Genomic DNA, 22087 nt, shown 5'->3' on the forward strand with positions numbered 1-22087 from the left:
TCGTAAATAGAAAATAAAAACGCCCAGCGATTGGCTGGGCGTTTGCACATTCGTTTAAGCGAGCCTAGGGAGGTACTTGCTTACCGTCATTGTGGATTAGACATGGCTAACCAATACCATACGAATCGCATCGAGCTGTAGCTGACTCGCGTCGAGGTAAGTGCTCAGTTCCTGCATTTGATTACGCAGGTATTCTAACTCTTCCTCACGGATATTCGGGTTAACCGCTTTCAAGGATTCTAAACGGTCTAATTCGCCCGTCAGTTGGCTGGTCATTTTCTCACGCGCCTGCGCCACTAACTCGTCCACCGCGGCTTGGGCATATTCTTCACCCTTAGCAAATAACGGATGCAGAATCGGTTGTGAAGCTGTAACTAACTTGCTGCCAATATGGCGGTTAACCGCGCTTAACTGTTTGTCAAAGCTGGTGTAATCCACCTTAGCGGACAAATCGTTGCCGTTTTTATCCAGCAGTACGCGGATAGGCGTCGGTGGTAGATAACGATATAACTGGCTCGATTTAGGTGCAGAAGCATCCGCCATGTAGATCAGTTCTAAGAACAGGGTGCCTGCGGGCAAGGCTTTGTTTTTCAAAATCGCGACGCTCGTCGTGCCTGTGTCAGAGCCTGTGATCAGATCTAAGCCTGTTTGCACTAATGGGTGCTCTTGGGTGATCAGGGCGATATCGTCACGGGACAGCGCGGTATCACGGTCGAAGGTGACCGTCACACCATCTTCATGCAGGCCCGGATAGGTTGGGAACATCATATGTTCGCTTGGGCGCAGAATGATAGAGTTTTCACCTTTATCTTCTTGATCGACACCGATAATGTCCCACAAGCGGATCACCGAACCAATCAGCTTAGTGTCCTGATCACTTTGGGCTAAGCGCTCGACAATCGCCTTAGCCTTATCGCCGCCGTGGGAGTTGATTTCCAGCAGCTTATCGCGGCCTTGCTCCATAGCGTGTTTCAGTTCTTTGTAACGGCTTTGGGTGTGATTGAGCAGATTGGTCAGCTCATCTTCATCCCCGCCGACGAGAACGTTTAACAGATCTTCGGCAAATTCACTGTACAGCACATGGCCACTTGGACAGGTCAGTTCGAAGGCATTCAGGCCTTGATGATACCAGTTGAGCAGACGCTCCTGCGCCGTATCTTGCAGATAAGGCAGGTGAATTTGGATATCGTTCTTTTGACCAATACGGTCTAAACGGCCGATACGTTGCTCTAATAAATCTGGGTTTAATGGCAGATCGAACAGCACTAAGTGGCTGGCGAACTGGAAGTTACGCCCTTCGGAGCCGATTTCAGAACAGATCAGCGCTTGGGCGCCGCCTTCTTCTTGAGCGAAGTAGGCACCCGCCTTGTCGCGCTCGATGATCGACATGCCTTCGTGGAAGACTGTGGCTTGAATACCTTCACGGGTACGCAGGGCTTCTTCTAAGCTCAGGGCGGTATCGGCGCCGCTGGCGATGATCAGCACTTTCTTGCTGCGGTGCGATTTTAAGAACTCGATTAACCAATCCACGCGAGGATCGAATTTCCACCAACTGGCGCTGTTATCTTCAAATTCTTGGTAGAGCTTTTCAGGGCTTAGGGCTTGTGCCGCTTTGGCTTCTAAGCTCTTACGACCGCTCATCATCTCATTTACGCGGGCAGCAGTAAGATACTGCTCAGGCATTGCATGGGGATAGGCGTTGAAAATACGTTTCGGGAAGCCTTTTACCGAGGCGCGGCTGTTGCGGTACAGCACGCGGCCAGTGCCGTGACGATCGAGCAATTCTTGCAGCAACTCGCTGCGGGCCGCTTGTTGCAGCTCGCTGTCGATATCTTCGGCTTGAATTAACCGAATGCTCGGCGCTATGTCTTTCTCGCTGAGTAATTCGGTGAGGCTATTGATGGCGGCATCGGATAATTTTCCGTCGCCCGCTAAGGCTTCGGCGGCAACGGCGACGTCTTTGTAGCTGTTTTCTTCGGCGAGGAAGGCATCGTAGTCGTAGAAACGATCCGGGTCGAGCAAACGCAGGCGCGCAAAGTGGCTCTCATGGCCGAGTTGATCCGGCGTTGCGGTTAATAACAATACGCCTGGCACTACTTCGCTTAATGCTTCAACCACTTGGTAGGCACGGCTCGGGGCTTCTTCGGTCCACTCTAAGTGATGGGCTTCGTCGACGACCAGCAGATCCCAATCGGCATCGAGGGCTTGGTCGAGACGTTTCTTTTTACGCAGCAATTCGAGGGAACAAATCACTAGCTGCTCGGTGTAGAAAGGGTTGTCGTGATCGGCAAAGGCCTCGACACAACGGTCTTCATCAAAGACTGAGAAGCGCAGGTTAAAGCGGCGTAGCATTTCCACTAACCACTGATGACGCAGGGTATCCGGCACAATAATCAACACCCGTTCGGCGCGGCCAGTGAGCAGTTGTTGATGGATAATCAGACCCGCTTCGATGGTTTTACCTAAACCCACTTCGTCAGCTAGCAATACACGCGGCGCATAACGACGACCCACTTCATGGGCAATCCACATCTGGTGGGGGATAAGACCGACGCGTGGACCTTGTAAGCCGAGTAAATCTGAGGTCGCCAATTGATGACGCAGTAACTGGCATTGATAACGAATACCGAAACGGTCGAGGCGATCAATCTGACCGGCAAACAGGCGATCCTGCGGTTTGTTAAAGCGAATATTGTGGTTTAACAGGGTCTCACGCAGGCTGGCTTTTTCGCCCGTTTCGCTGTGGATACCGTGGTAGACTACGAGGCCATCTTTTTCGGTGAGTTCTTCAACCGCGAGGCTCCAGCCTTCATGGCTTTCAACCGTATCGCCAGGGTTGTATATGACACGTGTCAGGGGGGCTTCGTTGCGCGAGAACATACGGTTCTCACCAGTCGCAGGGAATAACACTGTGACCATACGGCCTTCAACTTGTACGACTGTTCCTAAACCAAGCTCTGACTCGGTATCACTTATCCAACGTTGTCCTAAGGCAAACGGCATCTTAAATTCTCATCTCTGGGCGGACTCTAACAAAGGGCGCGTATGTTATATCAATACTAGGGATATTTGAATCGCCCTCTCACCCGTTAGAGCCTAATTCCCCACACACTAGATTACAAATTGAACAGTGAAGAAAATTCTCTATAGTGCTTCGATGATTTGTCATGCTACTGTCATATCGAGGGACCTACACTGCCCTCGAGTCACCGACTTAAACACGGGTTCATTCGGTTGGCATTCACAGAGAATGGTGCCAATATTAGTTTAAGCCGCTAGCCGTCTTTATTAATTAGAGGCTTGAACTTTAAGATCATTCTTTACCTCGCCAACTGACATAGGAGCCATATCCACTCACCGGGAAAGAGATGTAGCATAAAAACAATCGAGCACTCTGGAGGCGCCATGGAACAAGACGACAGAAAGTTGTTTGTACTGGATACCAATGTGTTACTACATGAACCTTTGGCGATCTATTCGTTTAAAGAGCACGATGTGGTCATTCCGATGACAGTGCTAGAAGAGCTAGACCAGATTAAAGATCGAAAGAGTGATGTGAGTCGGGATGCTAGGGTTGCCATACGGGCGCTGGAAGATACCCTAGGCGGTGATACAACACCGGAACAAATCATTAATGGTGTCCCTTTACCGAGTCGAGAAGGGCATGCCGATGCGATAGGGGCGCTGTCTATTTTCCCTGACCATCTTGTCGATTTTACCTTAGGCGCCCTGCCGGGGGATGGCAACGATAACCGCATTATCAATACCGCTCTGCACCTGCAAAACCTCCACCATCCACGTACCGTTGTGTTAGTGACCAAAGATATCAACATGCGTCTTAAGGCCAAGGGCGCGGGCATTCAATTGGTTGAGGATTATCGAACCGACCAGCTGATCGATGATATTCGTTTCCTCAGCAAGGGCTTTTATCAATTCGAAGGGAATTTCTGGGAGCATTTAAACAAGGTATCCACCGAGCGCCACGGTCGACATACGATTCACGAAGTCCCACTGAAAGATTTAGACAACGAACCCTTCTACATTAACCAGTATCTGATTGATACCGAATCTGATTTTTGTGGCCGCGTCACCGAGCGTAGCGATACCCATCTGCATATTTTGGATCTGGGCCGCGAGCGCTTAAAAAACCTCGAGGCGTGGGGAGTTAAACCCAAGAATGTTTACCAAGGCATGGCGTTGCAGGCGCTGCTCGATCCCGATATCGATCTGGTGATCTTAACCGGGCCAGCGGGTTGCGGTAAAACCTTACTGGCAATGGCGGCGGCGCTTGAGCTGGTGGTGGAGCGCAATCGCTACGATAAGGTGATTGTGACTCGTAATACGCCGGAAATTGCCGAGTCCATCGGCTTCTTACCCGGCACCGAAGAAGAGAAGATGATGCCATGGCTGGCGGCGATTACCGATACCTTAGAAGTGCTGCATAAGAATGATGTGAATCCGACCGGCAGTTTGAACTACATCATGGAGAAGGCGAATATCCAATTTAAGTCGATCAACTTTATGCGCGGCCGCTCGATCCAAAACTCCATCGTGCTCTTGGATGAATGTCAAAACCTGACGGCGTCGCAGATCAAAACCATGATCACTCGGATGGGAGAAGGCACAAAATTGATTTGTTGCGGTAACTTAGCGCAGATCGATTCGAATTATCTCACCGCGGTGACCTCGGGTTTAACCTACATCGTGGAACGTTTTAAAGACTTTGAAGGCAGCGCCAACCTGTACTTGAATGGGGTGGTACGTTCACGCTTGGCCGAATACGCCGAAGAACATCTCTAACTATTTACTTTATTGTTACAAAAGGTCTCACTCGTGGGACCTTTGTTTTTACGCATTTCTATGATTTTTCAATTAACTAATCATAGACTTTGACAGCCTTCGTACGGCAATTATTTGATGCGACTCGGGGTTTCTTCCTGCTAATATATGAAGCCATAAATGAACTCAGTCACTTTTGCCACCGATGGCTAAAATCAAGCGCTGCAATCAAGGGTAGTGGATGAAATCGAGTGAGCCGGATCTCCAGCTAAAATCGCCGATCCAAAAGAATTATAACCGTGCTGTTTTTTATACTTATATCGGCGTGATTGTCCTGTCGTTGCTGACGGCGTGGATGTTTTTCGATCGCCAGAAAACCCAGCAGATGGAGCAGCGCGAAGAGCAGGTTGAGCGTCACGTATTGCAAATCGACTTGCTGTTGGAGTCGAGCATCCGCGCGGTCAAGAGTCTGCGGGATGTGGCCGTGGATCACCTGCGCTTAGGTGAGCTAGTGCGTAAGGATCGTTTACCGCAATATGGCAAATTTAACGAGAGTGGTCAGTATTTTACCTTAGAGCCTAACTACGCAAAGGGCGGTAAACCTTTTACCAACATGGGGCGGATCACGGGCGCAGGCTCCCTCGATGGCCGCAGCGATAAGTTCTACCAAGAGCTGGAAATGCTGTTCGAGTTGTCGCTGTCTTTCCCCGTCGCCAAAGAAGCGGCACCTAAAGCCTCGGCGATTTATTATTTATCGCGCCAACGGATGATGTCCTACTTCCCGTGGACCAACGGTGACCAGCGTTTTAGGGACGAGCTGCTCAATAAGAAACAATTCCAATACGCCACCCCGGCGATGAACCCGCAGCGCAGTGTGTTTTGGAGTGAGGCCTACGTCGATTCGACGGGTAAAGGCTTGCTGACCACCTTAGGTGTGCCCGTTTATCTCGATGATGAGTTTATGGGTTCGATCAACCTCGATATGACCTTGGCCTCATTGGCGCGGCAAATTCGGGTGTACTTCAAAATGCCTGGGACTGTGATCCTGCTCGATCAGCAGAACAATATTTTGTCCCACAGCGACTTCGATGGCTCAGATATCAATCGGGTATATCACATCAGCCAGCGGATTCCGTCTGAGCTGCATTCGCTCCCCGAGTCCGAATTGTTCGATGCCCACGAAGGCATCATTCGCAACGGTTACTATATTCACTCGGTTGCGCTGCATAACGCGCCGTGGCGTTTGTTGTATCTGCAGAATGAAGACGACCTGTTCCAAGATTCGGTCGAAAAACTGCAGCTGACCTTTATCCTTGTAGTCATCGCCCTGTCGGTGCTGGTCACCATAGTGCACTGGCAAACGCGCCGCTCCTTCGTGAGCCCAGCATCGCGCCTGTTGTCGCACTTAGAGGGCTGTTCCCAAGAGCCGCGTAAACCGCCAGAAAAAATCACTCCGGGGTGGGAACCTTGGTTCCTGCTGGTCAGCCGGATTTTTGAGGAAAACAAGCAATACACCCATCATTTGGCCGAGCAGAATAAGCGACTCGACAAACTGGTGGCGCGCCGCACCGAGCGCTTGAAAGATGCGACCGAGCGCCGCGAGCGGGAATATGCGTTGTTGCGCTCCTTACTCGACTCAATCCCAGAAGCCATTGTCTTTAAAGATAAAGAAGGCAATTACCTCGGCTGTAACAAGGCCGCCGAGCGGATGCTGGGTTACACCGAAAGCGAGATGATTGGTCTGTCGTCGGAGGATTTAACCTCGCCGGAGATGGGCATTCGTATTCGCGCCGAGGATGAGCAGATCTTAAAAGATCGCACGCCGCTGCGTTATCAAGAGAAAGTCGAGTTAGCGGGCAAACCTGTATTGCTCGATACCCTTAAACTGCCTTTCTATAACCGCCGCGGTGAGCTGCAAGGTTTGATTGCCGTGTGGCGCGATGTGACGCGTGAGTACGAGTCCGCCGAGCAGTTACGCCTGTCGGAGGAGCGTTACCATTTAGCGATGGACGCGGTAGAAGACGGTCTGTGGGACTGGTATCTGGATTCGGAGCATATTATTTGCAACCCATCCTATTATTCGATGCTGGGCTATAAACCCAATGAATTCCCTGCGTTAGTGTCGGCTATCGACCAGCTGACGCATCCCGACGATAGAATTCGGGTCGAAGAATACCGTAATCAGTATCTGCAAAATCCCGTCGATGCCTATGAGATCGAGTTTAGGATTTTAGGCAAAAACGGCAGCTATCACTGGGTGCTTTCCCGCGGTCGGGTGGTGGAATTTACCGCCGATGGTCAGCCTAAGCGTATGGTCGGTACCCACAAGGACATCACGCGCCATAAGAGTAACGAAGTAGCACTGTTGGAGGCGAAGCAGGACGCAGAACTGGCGAACCTCTATAAGAGTGAGTTCTTGGCCAACATGAGCCACGAAATCCGCACGCCAATGAACGCCATTATCGGTATGTTGCAGTTAGCGCAGCGCACCTCGCTGACGGCACAGCAGAAGGATTACCTCGAAAAGGCCGGATTCTCGGCGCAGTCGTTACTGCGGATTATTAACGATATTCTCGACTTCTCTAAGATTGAGGCGGGTAAGTTAGAGCTGGAGCGGGTGCCATTCCCGCTGGATAAAGTGCTCGACCATGCCCTCGATCTCAATGCGCTTAAGGCGCAGGAACAAGGCGTTGAGTTATTACTGTATGCGCCAGTCACGGCAGGCCTCATTCTTAAGGGCGATCCGCTGCGTCTAGGCCAAGTGCTGATTAACTTATTATCGAACGCGGTGAAGTTTACCCAATCCGGTGAGATTGAACTGGGTTGCGAAGATGTGGGCGAGCGCGACCATCGAATTACCTTAAAATTCTGGGTGCGGGATACGGGGATTGGGATCAGTAAAGATCAGCAGGAAAAACTGTTCGATGCCTTTGCCCAGGCCGATGGTTCGACGACCCGTAAGTACGGTGGTACGGGATTAGGTTTATCGATCAGTAAGCATTTGGTCTCCATGATGGGCGGCAAGATGCAGGTGCAGAGTGAGTTAGGCGTTGGCAGTACCTTCAGCTTTACCATCAGCTTTGAAATTGCCGAAGAGGCCAAGGTTGAGCCATTAGTGGTGCCTGAAAAACTCAATAATTTACGCACACTTGTGGTGGATGATAACCCGACGGCGCTGCAAATTTATTCGGCATTGATGCGCGATTTCCACTTCGAGGTGGATACAGCCGCGAGCGGCGCCGAGGCGCTGTATAAGTTGTCGCGGGATTCTATCGATTTATTGTTACTCGATTGGATGATGCCAGAGATGGATGGTGGCGATGTGATCAGTGCCATCGATACCATGGTGGCCGAAGGCCGCATCGCGAAACGCCCCATTATCATCATGATGACCGCCTATGCGGCGGAACCTTTACAGCACGAAGTCGACAGTGCCAATGTGTTTGCCGTGTTGCAAAAGCCCTTTAAGGCATCGAGTCTGTTCGATGAGATCATCGCCGCCTTTGCCGATGAGCCAAGGCTTAATGTGGTGCAGCCTATTGATGAAGTGCCGGTAGAAGAGGGTGAACATACTGGGCTTGTGCTCTTGGTGGAAGATAACTTTATCAACCAACAGGTGGCGACTGAGCTACTAAAGAGCGCAGGATACGAAGTCGTTGTTGCAGGAAATGGCCAAATTGCCCTCGATATTATCGACTCTCGCCCCTTCGATGCGGTATTAATGGATATTCAAATGCCAGTGATGGACGGGTTAACCGCGGCGCGGGCACTGCGTGAACGCTTTAGTGCCGACGTGCTGCCTATTATCGCCATGACGGCCCATGCGATGTCGGGCGATCGAGAAAAGAGTCTCGCGGCTGGGATGAATGCCCATATTACTAAGCCGATAGTGCTAACGGAACTGTTTGAAACCTTATCGCATTGGATAAAACACAAGAATAATCATCATTAATTGTTTGCCCGGGGCCAATGATGGCCCCGCGTGGTTTAGATTTTGTGTAACATGACCACGTAGACAGCCTAATCAGGAGGAAAGATGAAACCCCATAGCCTAGCCCTCGCCATCCTACTCTTAGGTTTACCCGCGCTGAGCGTCGCCGCGGATCTGCCGAGCACTAAAGTCGTTAAGCAGAGCCAAGCCGCTAAGGGATTTCTTAATCTTTACTATGAGCCAAGCGAGGGAGAGTTATACCTCGAGGTGAGCCACTTAAATCAGCCTTTTTTATTGGTGACTAGCTTGCCTGAAGGGGTCGGTTCTAACGATATCGGTCTCGACCGTGGTCAATTAGGCCAAACCCGCATGGTGCAGTTTGAGCGCCAAGGTCCCTACATCCAACTTAAGCAACTTAATACCCAGTATCGCGCTAATACCCAAGACGCCGCCGAAAAGCGTGCCGTGGATGAGGCCTTTGCCGATTCGGTATTGTGGCAGGGTAAGTTACTCGATGGTAAGCCGGATATGGTAGCGATCAGCGAGTTGGTACTCAACGATCTGCATGGCGTCGCAGATGCTCTCCTGCATCGCGGACAAGGGAATTATCGCCTCGATTTAACCCGCTCGGCGATTTTACCCGCCGGGGTGAAATCCTTTGAAAAGAATAGTGATGTGGATGTGCAGCTTACCTTCAAAGCCGATGCGGCGGGTGAGCAAGTGGCTAAGGTCACGCCCGATGGCACCTTAATGTCGGTGCGCATGCGCTACTCCTTTGTCGAACTGCCCGAGGAGGGCTATCAACCCCGCACTTATCATCCTATGAGTGGCTATTTATCCGATGAGTATCGCGACTATGCCACGCCGTTTTCGGCGCCATTGGTGCAGCGGTTTATTTTGCGTCACCGTCTGCAAAAGGTGAATCCTGGCCCTGCACCGAGCGAAGTAGTCAAGCCCATCACCTATTACCTCGACCCAGGTGTGCCTGAGCCTATCCGTTCGGCGCTACTCGATGGTGTACGCTGGTGGGAAACGGCCTTCACCCAAGCGGGATTTATCAACGGCTTTAAGGTTGAACTCTTGCCGCCCGATGCCGATCCGCAGGATATTCGCTACAACATGATCCAGTGGGTACACCGTGCCACGCGCGGATGGTCCTACGGCGCGGCGCTAACCGATCCGCGTACCGGCGAAATCATCAAAGGCCAAGTGACCTTAGGTAGCTTGCGGGTGCGCCAAGATTACTTGATTGCCAAAGGCTTAACTGCGGGCTGGCGTGATAGAAGCGCCGCTGAGCAAGCGGCTAATGACTTAGCCTTAGCGCGTATTCGGCAACTTGCCGCCCATGAGGTCGGCCATACCTTAGGCTTAGATCATAACTTTGCCGCATCGACAAATCAGGATGCCTCAGTGATGGATTATCCCCATCCTAAGATCCTGCTGAAAGGCAATGACATTGATATATCTGCACCTTATGGCGTAGGTGTCGGGCCATGGGATAACTTTGCTATCGCTTACGGCTATAGCGATGAAGGCGATGCAATGGCCCAGCAGGCGCTGCAAAATCAGTTGTTGGCCGAAGTGGCTCGAAAAGGGCTGCGTTATATTGGCGAAGCCGATTCGCGCCAAGCGGATGCCAGCCAAGTCTATGCGAGTTTGTGGGACAGCGGTGACGACCCTATCGCGCAACTGCTCGATTTAAATCGGATTCGCACTAAGGCCATCGAAGGTTTTAGCAGCACGGCACTGTTGCCGGGCGAGCCACTGGGTGAATTAGCCGATGCCTTTGTGCCTATCTATTTGCTTAACCGTTATCAAATCGATGCGGTCACTAAGTTTATTGGTGGCACTGACTATAACTATCTGTCCATCGGTGAGGGTAGTCGCTGGAGCTACATAGCGCCGCAGTTACAATTGTCGGCCCTCGATGCGCTGCTGGGCACCTTAGATGCGGCCAGTTTAACGGTTCCGCAAACCTTGCTCGATACGCTGGTGCCTAAAGCGGGCAATTATCAAGCGACGCGGGAGTCCTTCGAGTCAGGGCTTGGGGTGGTGAGCGATCCCCTCGGCATGGCGGAAGTGTTAGCGCGCCATACTGTGGGTCAGTTATTAATGCCACAGCGCTTAAATCGCGTCAGCCAAGGGGCAATGGCAGATAATGAACAGCTCTCGGTTGAAACTTTACTCAATAAGTTGTTTGCCGCGACCCTTTATCAAGAAGATAAGCTCGCTCTGATTGAAGGTGTGTGGATGCGGGTAAATGCGGTGGTGATTGATGAACTCTTGTCTGCGTATCACAATCCGCAAACCTCAGCAGAGGTGAAGGCGGCAATTTACGAGCGCGCCCAATTCGTGATTAAACAGCTTAAAGCCAAAGCGAATCGGGCGAATGCTAAGGTGGCCTCCCACTACACTTGGTTGCAACAGGGGCTGAGTGCAGGACTCACGGATGCCAACAGCAAACTGATTCCAAAACCCTTGAGATTGCCGCCAGGTTCACCTATCTAAGTTTGGTTTTCAGCATCATAGGCGCTAACGAGGTGATTCGTTATGCGCCTATTTCTTTTGGGTTTCTAGGATAAAAATGTTCGGCTTTACGCTCAATATGGGTAAAGCGGCGAGTATTTTTATAGGGCAGTTTCATAAAGCCCGAGACCCCATGGCCTTGAATTTTACCAACATAATGCAAAATGCGGTCGAGGCTGGCGCGAAACGCCGCCTGTTTACGTGGATTGAGCAGTTTTAAGTAGCTGTGGATCTTTAAGTGATTCGGCAGCGCCTCGAAAATGATGCAGCCCGTGTGGTGGATTTGGTTGATACGCGCCAATTCCTCCATGATTTCACTCGGTAATTCGAGATTCTCATCCGGATCCTTACCGTCTTCAAAGTAAGAGTGCAGCCGAGATTTATCTTCGAGGGTCGGCACATCTCCGACTTCGAAGGGCAGTTGGAGATCGGCGCTGGCGACAAAGGGTTCACTGGTGTTTTCGCGCTCGATATGCAGCGTGTCCCTAGCGTTAAAGAAGCAGGCCTTAAACACCCCGATACGCTTAATTCCCCGCGCGAGCGTGACCATATTATTGACGGCGATGATAAGCGCACTCTTTTGTTTAGCATCGTAGATGGCGAGGTTGGAGTCGATAAACACGCCTGTTTCCTGCCAATGAATGGCAAGGCCGCCCACGATAGGGTATTGACCGAGGCGACCCACGGCGGCGATAAAGCCCTTTTCGGTATCGCCCATGCCGGCTAAGAAGTTGCGATAGTATTTTTCGAGCTGAATGTCATCCATCTTAGCGATGGGATCCTGCGCGTTATGTTCCTTTAAAAAGGATTTACGCGAGCTGTAACTGACGGTTTCGACATCTTTTTCACGGGATTGTACCCAGACGGGGATTTCACCCAGCAGTTCGGTTTTGGGCAGCTCGGGTAAGTGTATTCTATGGCTGTGGCGCATGCTTTTGAGAAAATAATCCCCCGCCAGATTGCGCTGCACGGCATCACTACTCAGCATGCCTTCCAAGGTGCGCGCCAACTCCATGGGTAAGCCTATGCTGGTGGGCGGGATCACCTGTGCGCCGAAGCGACTTGCCTGTCCTGAGGCCAAGGCATACAAGGTCGCTGCTACGCCTTGCTCGTCGAAACGCGGGCTGGAGAGCGCGCCATTTAGCTGTTCTTCACCGATAAAATACACGTCACCCATGCGGGCGTTAGTGTGCTGTTGATCGCTCGACATCAGCGTCATCACATTGTCTTCGACGGCCTTGTTATATTCATCCCGTTGCGCAAATACCGCCGAGCCCCAGTCGATTAAGGATAAATGTTGGCTTTCAATATCATAGACAAGGTTTGAGGGCTTAATGTCGCCATGCACTAAGGGTTTGCCCGTTCGCAGATAGTAGAGAATATCGGCCAGTTGGCGGGCAATGCTCATTACCATGGCGGGGGGCAGGGCGCCTAAGCGGCGGCAAAGCTGTTCGAGATCTTCGCCCTTAGCACGCTCCATCACTAAGATCCCTTGTTTGCCGACCCGCTCAAATTTGATCGCTCCCGGAATGTTGGGGTGTTTGAGTAAGGACAGCATAAAGGCTTCCTCCTCTAAGCGGTCTTGAATATGCTGCGGCAGATTAATTCTTGAGAATTTAAACACATGGGCTTCATCGGCCTGATTAATCCCCGCAAACACAAAGCCGTAAGCCCCCTTACCGATAAACTCAATGTCGCGATAACCCAACTTACTTAACTGTTGTTTACATAAACGGATCCACGCCTTGTGCTTACGGGCATCATTGGCTTTGAGCAAGTAAATGGATTGCTCTTCGGAAATGTAAAAATGTTGTAATTGGGGTGTTTGCAATGCGCGACTCCTTGTTTTGGTTATTTAAACAGTAAGCGAGGCTGATAAGCAAATCGGCTTAGGATGCTGTGACTGCTGCTGCCTGCGATAAACTTGTGATTTTTAGGACTTACCTATCCCATCATTTCGTCGCTGACTTTGATTTATATCAAGTTAAATCGTATGGAGTCTAGGTAATCTTAAGCACATTGGATGGGATACATTTTTGTTAAATTTCCCGTGGACAAAGTGGATGAAAGGAGGGCATATGCCCGCCCAAGATAAGGCTTTATTGATCGAGTTATTAGAGTTTCCGCGTAAGCGAATTTTGCAGTCAATGGAGGTGACCCATTGTCCACATGCGGTATTTTTTAATGATCGCGATGAGCAGTGTCTCACTTGCCACCAGGGCATGGAATGTATTTGGATGAACCAGAACGATGAGCTGGTGGCCGTCGAGCAAAAATCCGTCGCCGAGCTTAAGCAGCAGTTGCTGATCGCCGTTGACTTTATCGACTCATCCCTAAGCCCGCATCATTTATCGCGCCGCCAATGCCAGTGTGAGAATTGCGTTTGGCTCCGCCGGGTACAAACGGCACTGGCTTAGTCATTAACTGTTTACATCTCTATGATTAACATACGGTATCTGAGATTTTGCATCCACCCGTGAATGCCATTAGAGTAAGGATAACTTTAGTCATTTGAGATATACCTATGGAACCCGGTTTTTGGCATGAGAAGTGGCAGCAACAGCTGATTGGTTTTCACCAGCAAGATATCAATCCCTTTCTCGTAAAGTATTGGCATACCTTGGCATTACCCGCCGAGGCTCAAGTCTTCGTTCCCCTGTGTGGTAAATCTTTAGATATGTGCTTTTTAGCCGAGCAGGGGCATCAAGTGATTGGTTGTGAGTTAAATGAACTCGCAGTGCAGCAGTTTTTCGAAGATAACCAATTACCTATGCAGCAAAGTGCGCTGGGCGAGCATCAGCATTACCACACCGAGCAGGTTAGTTTATATCAAGGGGATATCTTCACTTTACCCCAGTCGATTACGGCCAAGGTAAGTGGTTTTTATGATCGCGCGGCCTTGATTGCTTGGCCTGAGAGTATGCGGGCGCAATACGCCAAGCAATTAGCGCAGTTATTGCCTTCGGGCAGTGTGGGTTTATTGGTGACTTTAGATTACCCGCAGGACACTTTAAGTGGGCCGCCTTTTGCGGTGTCGCCAACTTGGGTCGAAACACATTTAAGTGACGATTTTGAAATCCAGCTCTTGGATTGTCAGGACGTGCTTGCGGACAATCCGAGGTTCGTTAAGAAAGAAGTCCCTTGGCTGAATGAAGCCGCGTATTTATTAACACGCAGATAATTCGCCAGTAAAGATATGCATCCCATTGAACTCAAAGAATTAATGCTTTGGGGGACGTGGGATGTGTCATTAAGGGGTCATACAATTATCGCAAAATAGGCATCTGCGCTGAGATTTGCGACAGCCCCTTTAAGGCGATGGCATCGCTCAAGGAACAAGCATTGAAATACAGGTTTAGTTTGACAGAAAAGGAGCTGGAGGCTCGAAGTTAAGCCACTTCGTAGTAATTAGGTTCAATTTCTAATTGGTTCTGAATAATTTGTACGGCCATTCTTGCGCACTTGCCGCATTGATCGGCAACGCCTAAACGCTTTTTAACGTCAGCAAGGCTAGAGTCACCCTGACTTACCGCGTTTTTGATTTGCGTATCTGTGATGGCATGGCAGAGACAAACGTACATTTTTTGGACTCCAAAACGAATTGAGCTAATTCTAAATGAAAACGCTTATCAAATGCAATCCTAGTAGTAAACTTGTTGTGCTGGTTTCCTGTTTTGTTACACATCGCACATTTTCTAGTCTATGCTCAGTGCTCAGAAGACAAGAAAAAGAGGGATGATTTAGCGATTACGGGTCATTGGACGCGATCAAGGATGGATAACTCATGGACGATGGAATAATAAACTTACAATAGATCCAAGGGTTATCATGAGAAAGAATTTGCCAGTGACACAGCGGGAATATGACTATCCAGCGGATTGGATTTTACTGTCTACGACGGACACTAAGAGTCATATCACCTACGCCAATCCATCGTTTTGCACCGTGGCGGGATACGAGCTGAGTGCCATGTTGGGACAACCCCATAATATGGTGCGCCATCCCGATATGCCTCCCCAAGCATTTGAAGATCTTTGGAAAACCATCCGTAAAGGCGAGCCTTGGAAAGGCATAGTCAAAAATCGCTGCGCCAATGGCGACCATTATTGGGTCGATGCTTATGTGTCGCCAATTATGGTTAATGGTCAGGTGGCCGAATTTCAATCGGTACGCACTAAACCCAGCCGTGACCAGATCAACAGAGCAGAAGCTGCCTACGCCGAATTGAATAAAAGCGGTAATGTTAAAGCGTTAAAACGCACCTTAGAGATGCCGACTAAGTTGATGCTACTCGCCTTAGTCGCTCTGTTGCCCATGTTGTATTTGGCGTTGCAGATTGGGGTGGTGGGATTTGTGGCGCTTGCCATCAGTGCCCTCGTGCTGTTTATCGGCGGTAATCTGATCTTAGGGCGTTATCGGGCGCTGGTTGCTAAGGCGAAGAAAATTTACGATAACCCTTTGATGGCACATATCTATACGGGGCAATCCGACGATTTAGGCGCTGTCGATCTGGCGCTGCAAATGCAAACCTCGGAGTTAAAGTCCGTGTTGGGCCGCGCCCGCGACTCCTGCGATAAAGTGAGTAAGCAAGCCAAGATTTCTGCGGCGAAAGGCGAAGAAATTCAAGGAACAAGTCAGTCACAACTCGCTGAGATTGAACAGGTTGCCACGGCTATGCAACAGATGACGGCGACGCTTGGGGATATGTCCTCAAACTGCGCCGATGCGGCGAATGCTTCGCAAATGGCGTCGCAGCAGACAATCAACGGCGATAAAACCGTCGTCACCACCATTCAGTCGATTCAGACCATGGCGCAGCAGTTACAGGAAACCTCACAGGTGATCACTGAGTTAGAAGGGCATAGCCGAGACATAGGCACAGTGCTGGATGTGATCCAAGGCATTGCCGAGCAAACGAATTTATTGGCGCTGAACGCGGCGATTGAAGCGGCGCGGGCGGGGGAACAAGGACGAGGCTTTGCCGTGGTTGCCGATGAAGTGCGGGCATTAGCGCAGCGCACCCATGATGCCACCAAAGAAATCCACACAATGATCAATCTGTTGCAGCAGGGTACTCACAAGGCCGTGCGCAGTATGCAGGAGGGCGTTGATGCGGCTGGCGAATGTATTACCACGGCGGATCTTGCGGGCGCGGCGCTGCGTACCATACGTGAAGCTATCACTACCATCACGGATATGACCCACCATATTGCCAGTGCGGTGGAGGAGCAATCGAGCGTGGCGAACGAAATGAATCGCAGCGTAGTGAATGTGTCGCAATTTACCCATTCCAGCCATCAACTCGGTTGCGAAATGGTGAGTCTCAACGATGAAGTGATAGGTGAAATGGACTCCCATACTGTGTTGGTTGGGCAGTTTTTAAAGCGCAGTTTTAAAGTCTAACTTTTATCGCAAGAATCCTTAATCAAAAGGCAATCAGCAGTCTGATTGCCTTTTGTTTTTTTCCTGCGAGAGTTGGGATTTACCGCTTTTCATTCAACCGCCAAACTCGCCCCTAAATTAATAACCCTGAGTAAAATTGACCTGATTTTGCAGTGGCTCGGCTGCAATATAGCGGCGATAGTTGTCGCTAAAAATACGCACGATTTGTTCAGGATGACTCGGCGCCGAGATATGGGGCGTGATGATGGCGTTGGGTCTTTCCCAAATAGGATGACTCGCAGGGAGTGGCTCCTGCGTGAACACATCGAGAACGGCATGCTGTTCAGGACGCGCAATCAACTGGGTATTGAGGGCATCGAGGTCGAGCACGTCACCACGGCCCACATTCATTAAAATGGCATCGGCTTTGAGCGTGGCGAGCATGTCTGCATTTAGCAGCAAACGTGTCTCTGGGGTGCTGGGCAGTAAATTGGTTACCACATCGCTTTGGCTTAAGCATTGCCCGAGCTGCGAGAGCGGCTGGATCGCATCAAAGCCTTCGACTTCACGGCCGCTGCGGTTTATTCCAGTAACATGCATGCCAAAGTGCTTAGCTGTCTTGGCCACATGCTGGGCGATAGAACCTGTGCCTAATAGCAATAATCGCATCCTTTGCAAGCTGCTGCGCGTGGTACTTTGCACTTGCCAAGATTTTTGCCGCTGCTGCGCTTGGTAGAACTGGTGTCCTCGCACGTGGGCAAGTAGATAACCAAACAAATACTCACTCATTAAGGGGCCGAAAATGCCTTTAATGTTAGTGAGTTGATAATCCTTCCTTGCTCTTGGGCCCATCAGGGCATCAATGCCTGCAAAACTGGATTGCAGCCATTTTAGCTGTTTGGCATGGGGCACCAGCGGTGCGGCAAGCTTAGGTTCGGCAAGCCAAATATTGGCCTGTGCAATATTTGCGGGATTATCATCGAGCAACTCAAGCCCTGGTAACTGCTGCGCCTCAATGAGCTGGCGATACTGCTCATTCGCCTTGGTCAGTAAGAGTAACTTGTGCCCCATGTCGTCTCCCTTTATGCTTGGTTGTCGTTATTTTTCAATACGCTGCTGTAGTTGTTTTGATTTTGCAGCGTCATTTTAGGTTGAGTGATTATGTTTGATCAGTTAGTCGCCATTATTGGCCATTTAGGAAATATGCTTCGCCCTTGGTCCTTCGATATCGCCACGGCCATGGTTGTGTGTTTGATTTTAGTGTTTTCAGCCGATGTGAATCGTATCCTCAGACGGCATTTACTTGGGCATTCGTTTATCCTGCGAACCTTTGTTTTTATTATTGTTAATGCCTTTGGCTATGGGCTGCTGATCGTTAAAGCTACGCCTTGGGTGGCAAGGCAAATCGTTGCTATGCCATCCCATTGGATGTTTTTGCTGATCGTCGCCATGTTCATTTTTATCGGTTATTGGGCGCAGCGAAATAGCCAAGCCTAAGCCGCTAAATCCACGCCATGGGGTTATTCGAAGTAGCCGCAATAATCCGTATTGCTGGGTTGTAACAGCGCCTGCATGGCACGGTCGGGGTAATTGCTAAAGATACCATCGACCCCTAACTGCTTAAGGGCATGGATATCATCACCATGATCGACAGTGTAAACATACACCTTAGCGCCCCTCTGGTGGGCGTCATCCACTAGGGACTTGCTGATAAAACTCACGTCTAAATGCAGGGAATAGGCGGCTAACTCGCTCACCACCGCCGCACCATCGAGGGGAATACTGGCAAGCAAGGGGGCCACTAATGCCTGTGGCAACGCCTGTTTGACTTGCTTTAAATAGGGATGATTGAAGGATGAGATCAGCAATTGCTCGGCGCTGAATCCCAGCTCGGCAATCGCCTTAGGATAAAGATCGAGTAGCGGCGCTACCGTATTTACCCCTTTTAGTTCGATGTTGATTGTGGCGCGGCCAGCAACCAGTTCTAGCACTTGCCAGAGTGTGGGAATAGGCTCACCTTTGACTGTGACCTTGCCCAAATACTCTTTGTTAACTAAATGGATGATACCTTGGCCCGAGCTCTTACTGTCGAGTCTGCGGTCGTGAAATACCACTAACTCCCCTTCGACATTATGCACATCCAGCTCAATGGCTGTGGCACCTAACTCTATGGCTTTGGCCATGGCGGCTAAGGTATTTTCCGCCACATAACCGCTGGCACCACGGTGAGCAAAAATAAGCATCTGATTTTCGTCCTATTAACTGCGGATTATGCCGACCTGATCGCGATTCTGGCCATTTTTAAGATGGATTTCCATTTGCGGATAGGCGAGTTCTAAGTTGTTTTCTTTCAGTTTACGGGTGATGCGTTTATGCAGATCGTGGCGTAGCGGCCAACGGGCCGACATCTCTTTTGCATAGGCACGAACTTCGTAATCTTGGGTATGTTTGCCAAAGCCTGCAAACCAGACTTCAGGCTCTGGATTCGGCAGCGCATCTTCGCATTCCTGCACCGCTTGATACAGGGTCGCCTCGACTTTGGCCGGATCGGAGTCGCGGGCAACCGACACATGCACTATTACCCGCGTGATGGGGTCTGATAGTGACCAGTTAATCAATTGCTCGGTAATAAAGGCCTTGTTAGGAATGATAATTTCCTTTCTGTCCCAGTCGATAATGGTGGTGGCGCGGATCTGGATTTTACTCACGGTTCCCGTCAGATCGCGGATCGTCACCGTATCGCCAATCCGCACTGGCTTTTCAAACAGGATAATCAGGCCCGAGATAAAGTTGGCAAAAATCTCCTGCAAACCAAAACCTAGACCCAATGACAAGGCGGCAATCAACCACTGCAGTTTTGACCATTCCATCCCTAGATTCGAAAAACCAATCAGCAGGCCTAAAAACACCACTAAATAACGGCTTACCGTGGTGATGGCAAAGCCGGTGCCGGGTGTCAGGTCGAGCCGTTGTAGGATCATCAGCTCGAGCAGACCGGGTAAATTGGTCGCAATCATCAGTGAGAAGCCAACAATAACTAAGCCCAATAACAGCGATTTCATGGTGATAGGCAGCTGCTGCTCGACACCATTGACGCTGGTATTTGTCGTCCAGAGGGTGATGCCATCCAAGAAGGAAAATAGCGCCGTATGAGTTTGCGTCCACAGGCCAATCAAGCTCGCAAAAAACGCCAATAGCAATAGGGAGCGCACTAAGCCGAGTGACTGACTCGAAATGGTTTCGAGGTCGACGACTGGCTCTTCGTAGGTATCTAGGCCATCGCTAGAAACATGGTGAGTCTCGCCCTTTTCCCGCTGCGCTAACCGTTCAGCACGTTTGGCCTTGGCGCGATCGAAGGCAATACGGCGGCGCTCGATCAGCATCCAACGCTTAATTAATTGATAAAGCAGTAAGAAACTTAATCCCAATACGATGGATAGCTGTAACTGCAACAGCATTTGGAAGGCGGTGAAGTAGTAACCCCTGAAGGCGAGCCCGGCACTGAGCAGGGGCACAGAGATCAATAGCGCCCAGAGCATTTTTTGCAGCAGTCGTTTGTTTTTGCCATCCTTTTGAGTGTCGCTATTTTGGCGGCTTAGCACCAAGATATCCTTGTATAACAAGAATAACACCACGCAAAAACAGATAAATGCGCCACGGCCAATGCTATTGCGGATAAGTGAGGCATCGAGTATTTCGGTAAAACCCATAATGCCGAGCAGGGGGCTGGCGATAAACACAAAGTGTTTAAGTCTGAGCTGGCCTGCCTGAATCAGTTTTGAGGGCCGCTTAAAGTGGCCAACCAAGACCCCTTTGTCGAGGGCGAGGATAAATATCAATCGATACAATAGGTAAACTAATCCTATCGCTAAAATCCCCATGCCGACGGCCTGCACAAAGTTGCGTTCGGATTGATAGAAAATCCATCCCGCCGCCACTATGGGGAGCGGTTTGATCAGGGCATAACCAAGGCTCAGGACTAAGGATTTGAAGGTGTAGATAAATTTATCCTGAGTCACGTTGCCAACATAAGTGGCATAGTGACCCAGCAACCGATTGAATTTAGGTTTTATTAAATCTTGGATCACTAAACAGAGCACTAACAGAATGATCCACCATGACCAATAGTCATTTTGCTCCTGCCAGGCTTTACTCAATTGTCCCCACTGCGCCTCTTGTACTAACCACAAAGCGCTGCGTTGAACGTCAGTGAGCCAAAGCTTGTTAATGCTCGCAGCATTCGGGACCCAAAACAGATGCTCGTTGAGGGTATTCTTTAATATAAGATGTTGCTGGCTAAGTTGCTGATAATTTACTTTAAGTTTGCCGAGTTCACTTAAATATTGATCGTAACTCTGCATCAGCTGCGTTAGTAGCACTTGCTGTGAGCGCAGCAGTTTAATCTGTCCCTCGTTGTAGAGGTTGGTTTGCTCTAACTCTTGCTCGTTAAGTGCCTGTTGTTGCTCGAGGTGGTACCTATCGAGGCGAGCATCGGCGATCAGCGTTTGTAGCTTCTCATGGTTTGGCGGCTTAGGCAGAGATTGCAGCATCTGCAAAAAACGCTCGCCAAACGCGGAGTTCATTTTGACCCAAGTGATTTGCTCTTGGATATTTGCGAGTTGCTTGGCTTGGGATTGATATTGCAGCTCGGCCTGTTCTTGCTGCTCAACCACGTTATTGATTTGCAAGGTTAAGGTTTGCAGTTTTTGGCCGTAGATCTGATTGGTATCGGCAATATTACGGGTCACTGGATCCACAACCTTGGCGGTATCCACTAAATTCTTCGCCAGGGTTGCATCGGTTTGTTGTTGACGCTGTTTATTCATCGCCTTATTGATGGTTTCAATAAAGGCTTCCTGTTGGCTCAACTGTTGGCGAACCAACTGTAACTGCAGCTGGGTGAGTTCGATACGCTTTTGGCTGCTGGCCAGCTCGGCCTCATTGGTGGCGAGGCTTTGCTCGAAGAAAATCCGCTGGGTTTGCTGTAGCTCGCCCGTTGGCGTATCCAGTGGGGCCAAGTCGGTTTTCTTATTTTGCAGCACATTTTGTCTTGCGTTGGCGATGACGGAGGGCAGCAAATTATGGCGCTGTAAGAGTTCGCTAACTTGGCTGCCAAGAGCGGTTTCGCTCTCTTTTAATTCCGACAGTCGTAAATAAGCCATCGAGGCTTGCTGGTTAAGATCTGTGGCTTTATCCAGCTTTAAGGGCTTGGCGGCTTCTTTTAAGCCGTGGTCGATGACCTTTTTGTTTTCTTCAAAATCCAGCTGCGCCTGCTGAAAACTGCTCGCATTCGCCGCCAGTCTGTCGATGTTGTTTTTAAGCTCTGCAATTTGATCGTCAATGCTAATATTTTGTTGCTGATTTTGGTTGTTTAGACCAAGGCGCTTGTCCAATTGCAAGGGCGAATTGGCATGGAGAGAAAAAGACAAAAAAGCAATAACGAACAATAAAATACGTGGCATATAAGCA

Annotated in this window: 13 protein-coding genes; 7 read left to right on the plus strand and 6 right to left on the minus strand. The window is 50.0% G+C overall.

All coding sequences use genetic code 11. From position 1 onward, the window contains the following. Positions 1 to 96: 96 nt before the first annotated feature. The gene (gene rapA, locus CBX96_RS17420; RefSeq protein WP_109287550.1) at positions 97 to 3003 is read right to left on the minus strand and encodes an RNA polymerase-associated protein RapA; all 2907 of its coding nucleotides are present in this window, start codon (positions 3001 to 3003) and stop codon (positions 97 to 99) included. A gap of 402 nt (positions 3004 to 3405) precedes the next feature. Here rapA and CBX96_RS17425 point away from each other — a divergent pair, with 402 nt between their 5' ends. The 3 genes from CBX96_RS17425 to CBX96_RS17435 all read left to right on the plus strand — a co-directional run bounded on the left by CBX96_RS17425 (position 3406) and on the right by CBX96_RS17435 (position 11218). After that, positions 3406 to 4800 carry a PhoH family protein gene (locus tag CBX96_RS17425; protein WP_011627270.1) on the plus strand — a complete coding sequence of 465 codons (1395 nt, stop codon included), beginning with the start codon at positions 3406 to 3408 and terminating at the stop codon, positions 4798 to 4800. A 220-nt stretch (positions 4801 to 5020) separates the two neighbouring features. Then, positions 5021 to 8731 (plus strand): response regulator, encoded by a 3711-nt coding sequence (locus CBX96_RS17430; RefSeq protein WP_109287551.1) that lies wholly within the window; start codon positions 5021 to 5023, stop codon positions 8729 to 8731. Between the two features lie 84 nt (positions 8732 to 8815). Beyond that, entirely contained in the window at positions 8816 to 11218 is a 2403-nt protein-coding gene (locus CBX96_RS17435; RefSeq protein WP_109287552.1) for a zinc-dependent metalloprotease, read from the plus strand. Positions 11219 to 11258: 40 nt separating this feature from the next. Here the strand turns inward: CBX96_RS17435 and CBX96_RS17440 are convergent, their stop codons facing one another. Then, complete coding sequence (locus CBX96_RS17440) at positions 11259 to 13067, minus strand: protein kinase (RefSeq protein ID WP_011627267.1); 1809 nt, start codon at positions 13065 to 13067, stop codon at positions 11259 to 11261. A gap of 247 nt (positions 13068 to 13314) precedes the next feature. Here CBX96_RS17440 and CBX96_RS17445 point away from each other — a divergent pair, with 247 nt between their 5' ends. Together CBX96_RS17445 and CBX96_RS17450 are read left to right on the plus strand one after the other, a co-directional pair. Further along, positions 13315 to 13653 carry a hypothetical protein gene (locus tag CBX96_RS17445; RefSeq protein WP_086902944.1) on the plus strand — a complete coding sequence of 113 codons (339 nt, stop codon included), beginning with the start codon at positions 13315 to 13317 and terminating at the stop codon, positions 13651 to 13653. 107 nt (positions 13654 to 13760) lie between these two features. Then, positions 13761 to 14417 (plus strand): thiopurine S-methyltransferase, encoded by a 657-nt coding sequence (locus CBX96_RS17450; RefSeq protein ID WP_086902943.1) that lies wholly within the window; start codon positions 13761 to 13763, stop codon positions 14415 to 14417. Between the two features lie 208 nt (positions 14418 to 14625). On the opposite strand, the gene CBX96_RS17455 is transcribed toward CBX96_RS17450, so the two are convergent. Beyond that, a complete protein-coding gene (locus CBX96_RS17455; RefSeq protein WP_011715776.1) occupies positions 14626 to 14817 on the minus strand; it encodes a bacterioferritin-associated ferredoxin in 192 nt (63 codons plus the stop codon). A 247-nt stretch (positions 14818 to 15064) separates the two neighbouring features. Between CBX96_RS17455 and CBX96_RS17460 the strand changes: the two genes are divergently transcribed. Beyond that, complete coding sequence (locus CBX96_RS17460; RefSeq protein WP_109287553.1) at positions 15065 to 16639, plus strand: PAS domain-containing methyl-accepting chemotaxis protein; 1575 nt, start codon at positions 15065 to 15067, stop codon at positions 16637 to 16639. A gap of 117 nt (positions 16640 to 16756) precedes the next feature. On the opposite strand, the gene CBX96_RS17465 is transcribed toward CBX96_RS17460, so the two are convergent. After that, positions 16757 to 17689, minus strand: coding sequence for a D-2-hydroxyacid dehydrogenase (locus CBX96_RS17465; protein WP_109287554.1), 933 nt, complete (start codon positions 17687 to 17689; stop codon positions 16757 to 16759). A 90-nt stretch (positions 17690 to 17779) separates the two neighbouring features. Here CBX96_RS17465 and CBX96_RS17470 point away from each other — a divergent pair, with 90 nt between their 5' ends. Beyond that, positions 17780 to 18115, plus strand: a complete 336-nt coding sequence (locus tag CBX96_RS17470) for a DUF3392 domain-containing protein (protein ID WP_011621386.1) — start codon at positions 17780 to 17782, stop codon at positions 18113 to 18115. Between the two features lie 23 nt (positions 18116 to 18138). Here the strand turns inward: CBX96_RS17470 and CBX96_RS17475 are convergent, their stop codons facing one another. Further along, a complete protein-coding gene (locus CBX96_RS17475) occupies positions 18139 to 18861 on the minus strand; it encodes a glycerophosphodiester phosphodiesterase (protein ID WP_109287555.1) in 723 nt (240 codons plus the stop codon). A 15-nt stretch (positions 18862 to 18876) separates the two neighbouring features. Continuing rightward, entirely contained in the window at positions 18877 to 22080 is a 3204-nt protein-coding gene (locus CBX96_RS17480; protein ID WP_109287556.1) for a mechanosensitive ion channel domain-containing protein, read from the minus strand. Between the last annotated feature and the right edge of the window lie 7 nt (positions 22081 to 22087).

Origin of the sequence: Shewanella sp. BC20, from assembly GCF_003129585.1 — a bacterium.
GTDB classification, from domain to species: domain Bacteria; phylum Pseudomonadota; class Gammaproteobacteria; order Enterobacterales; family Shewanellaceae; genus Shewanella; species Shewanella seohaensis.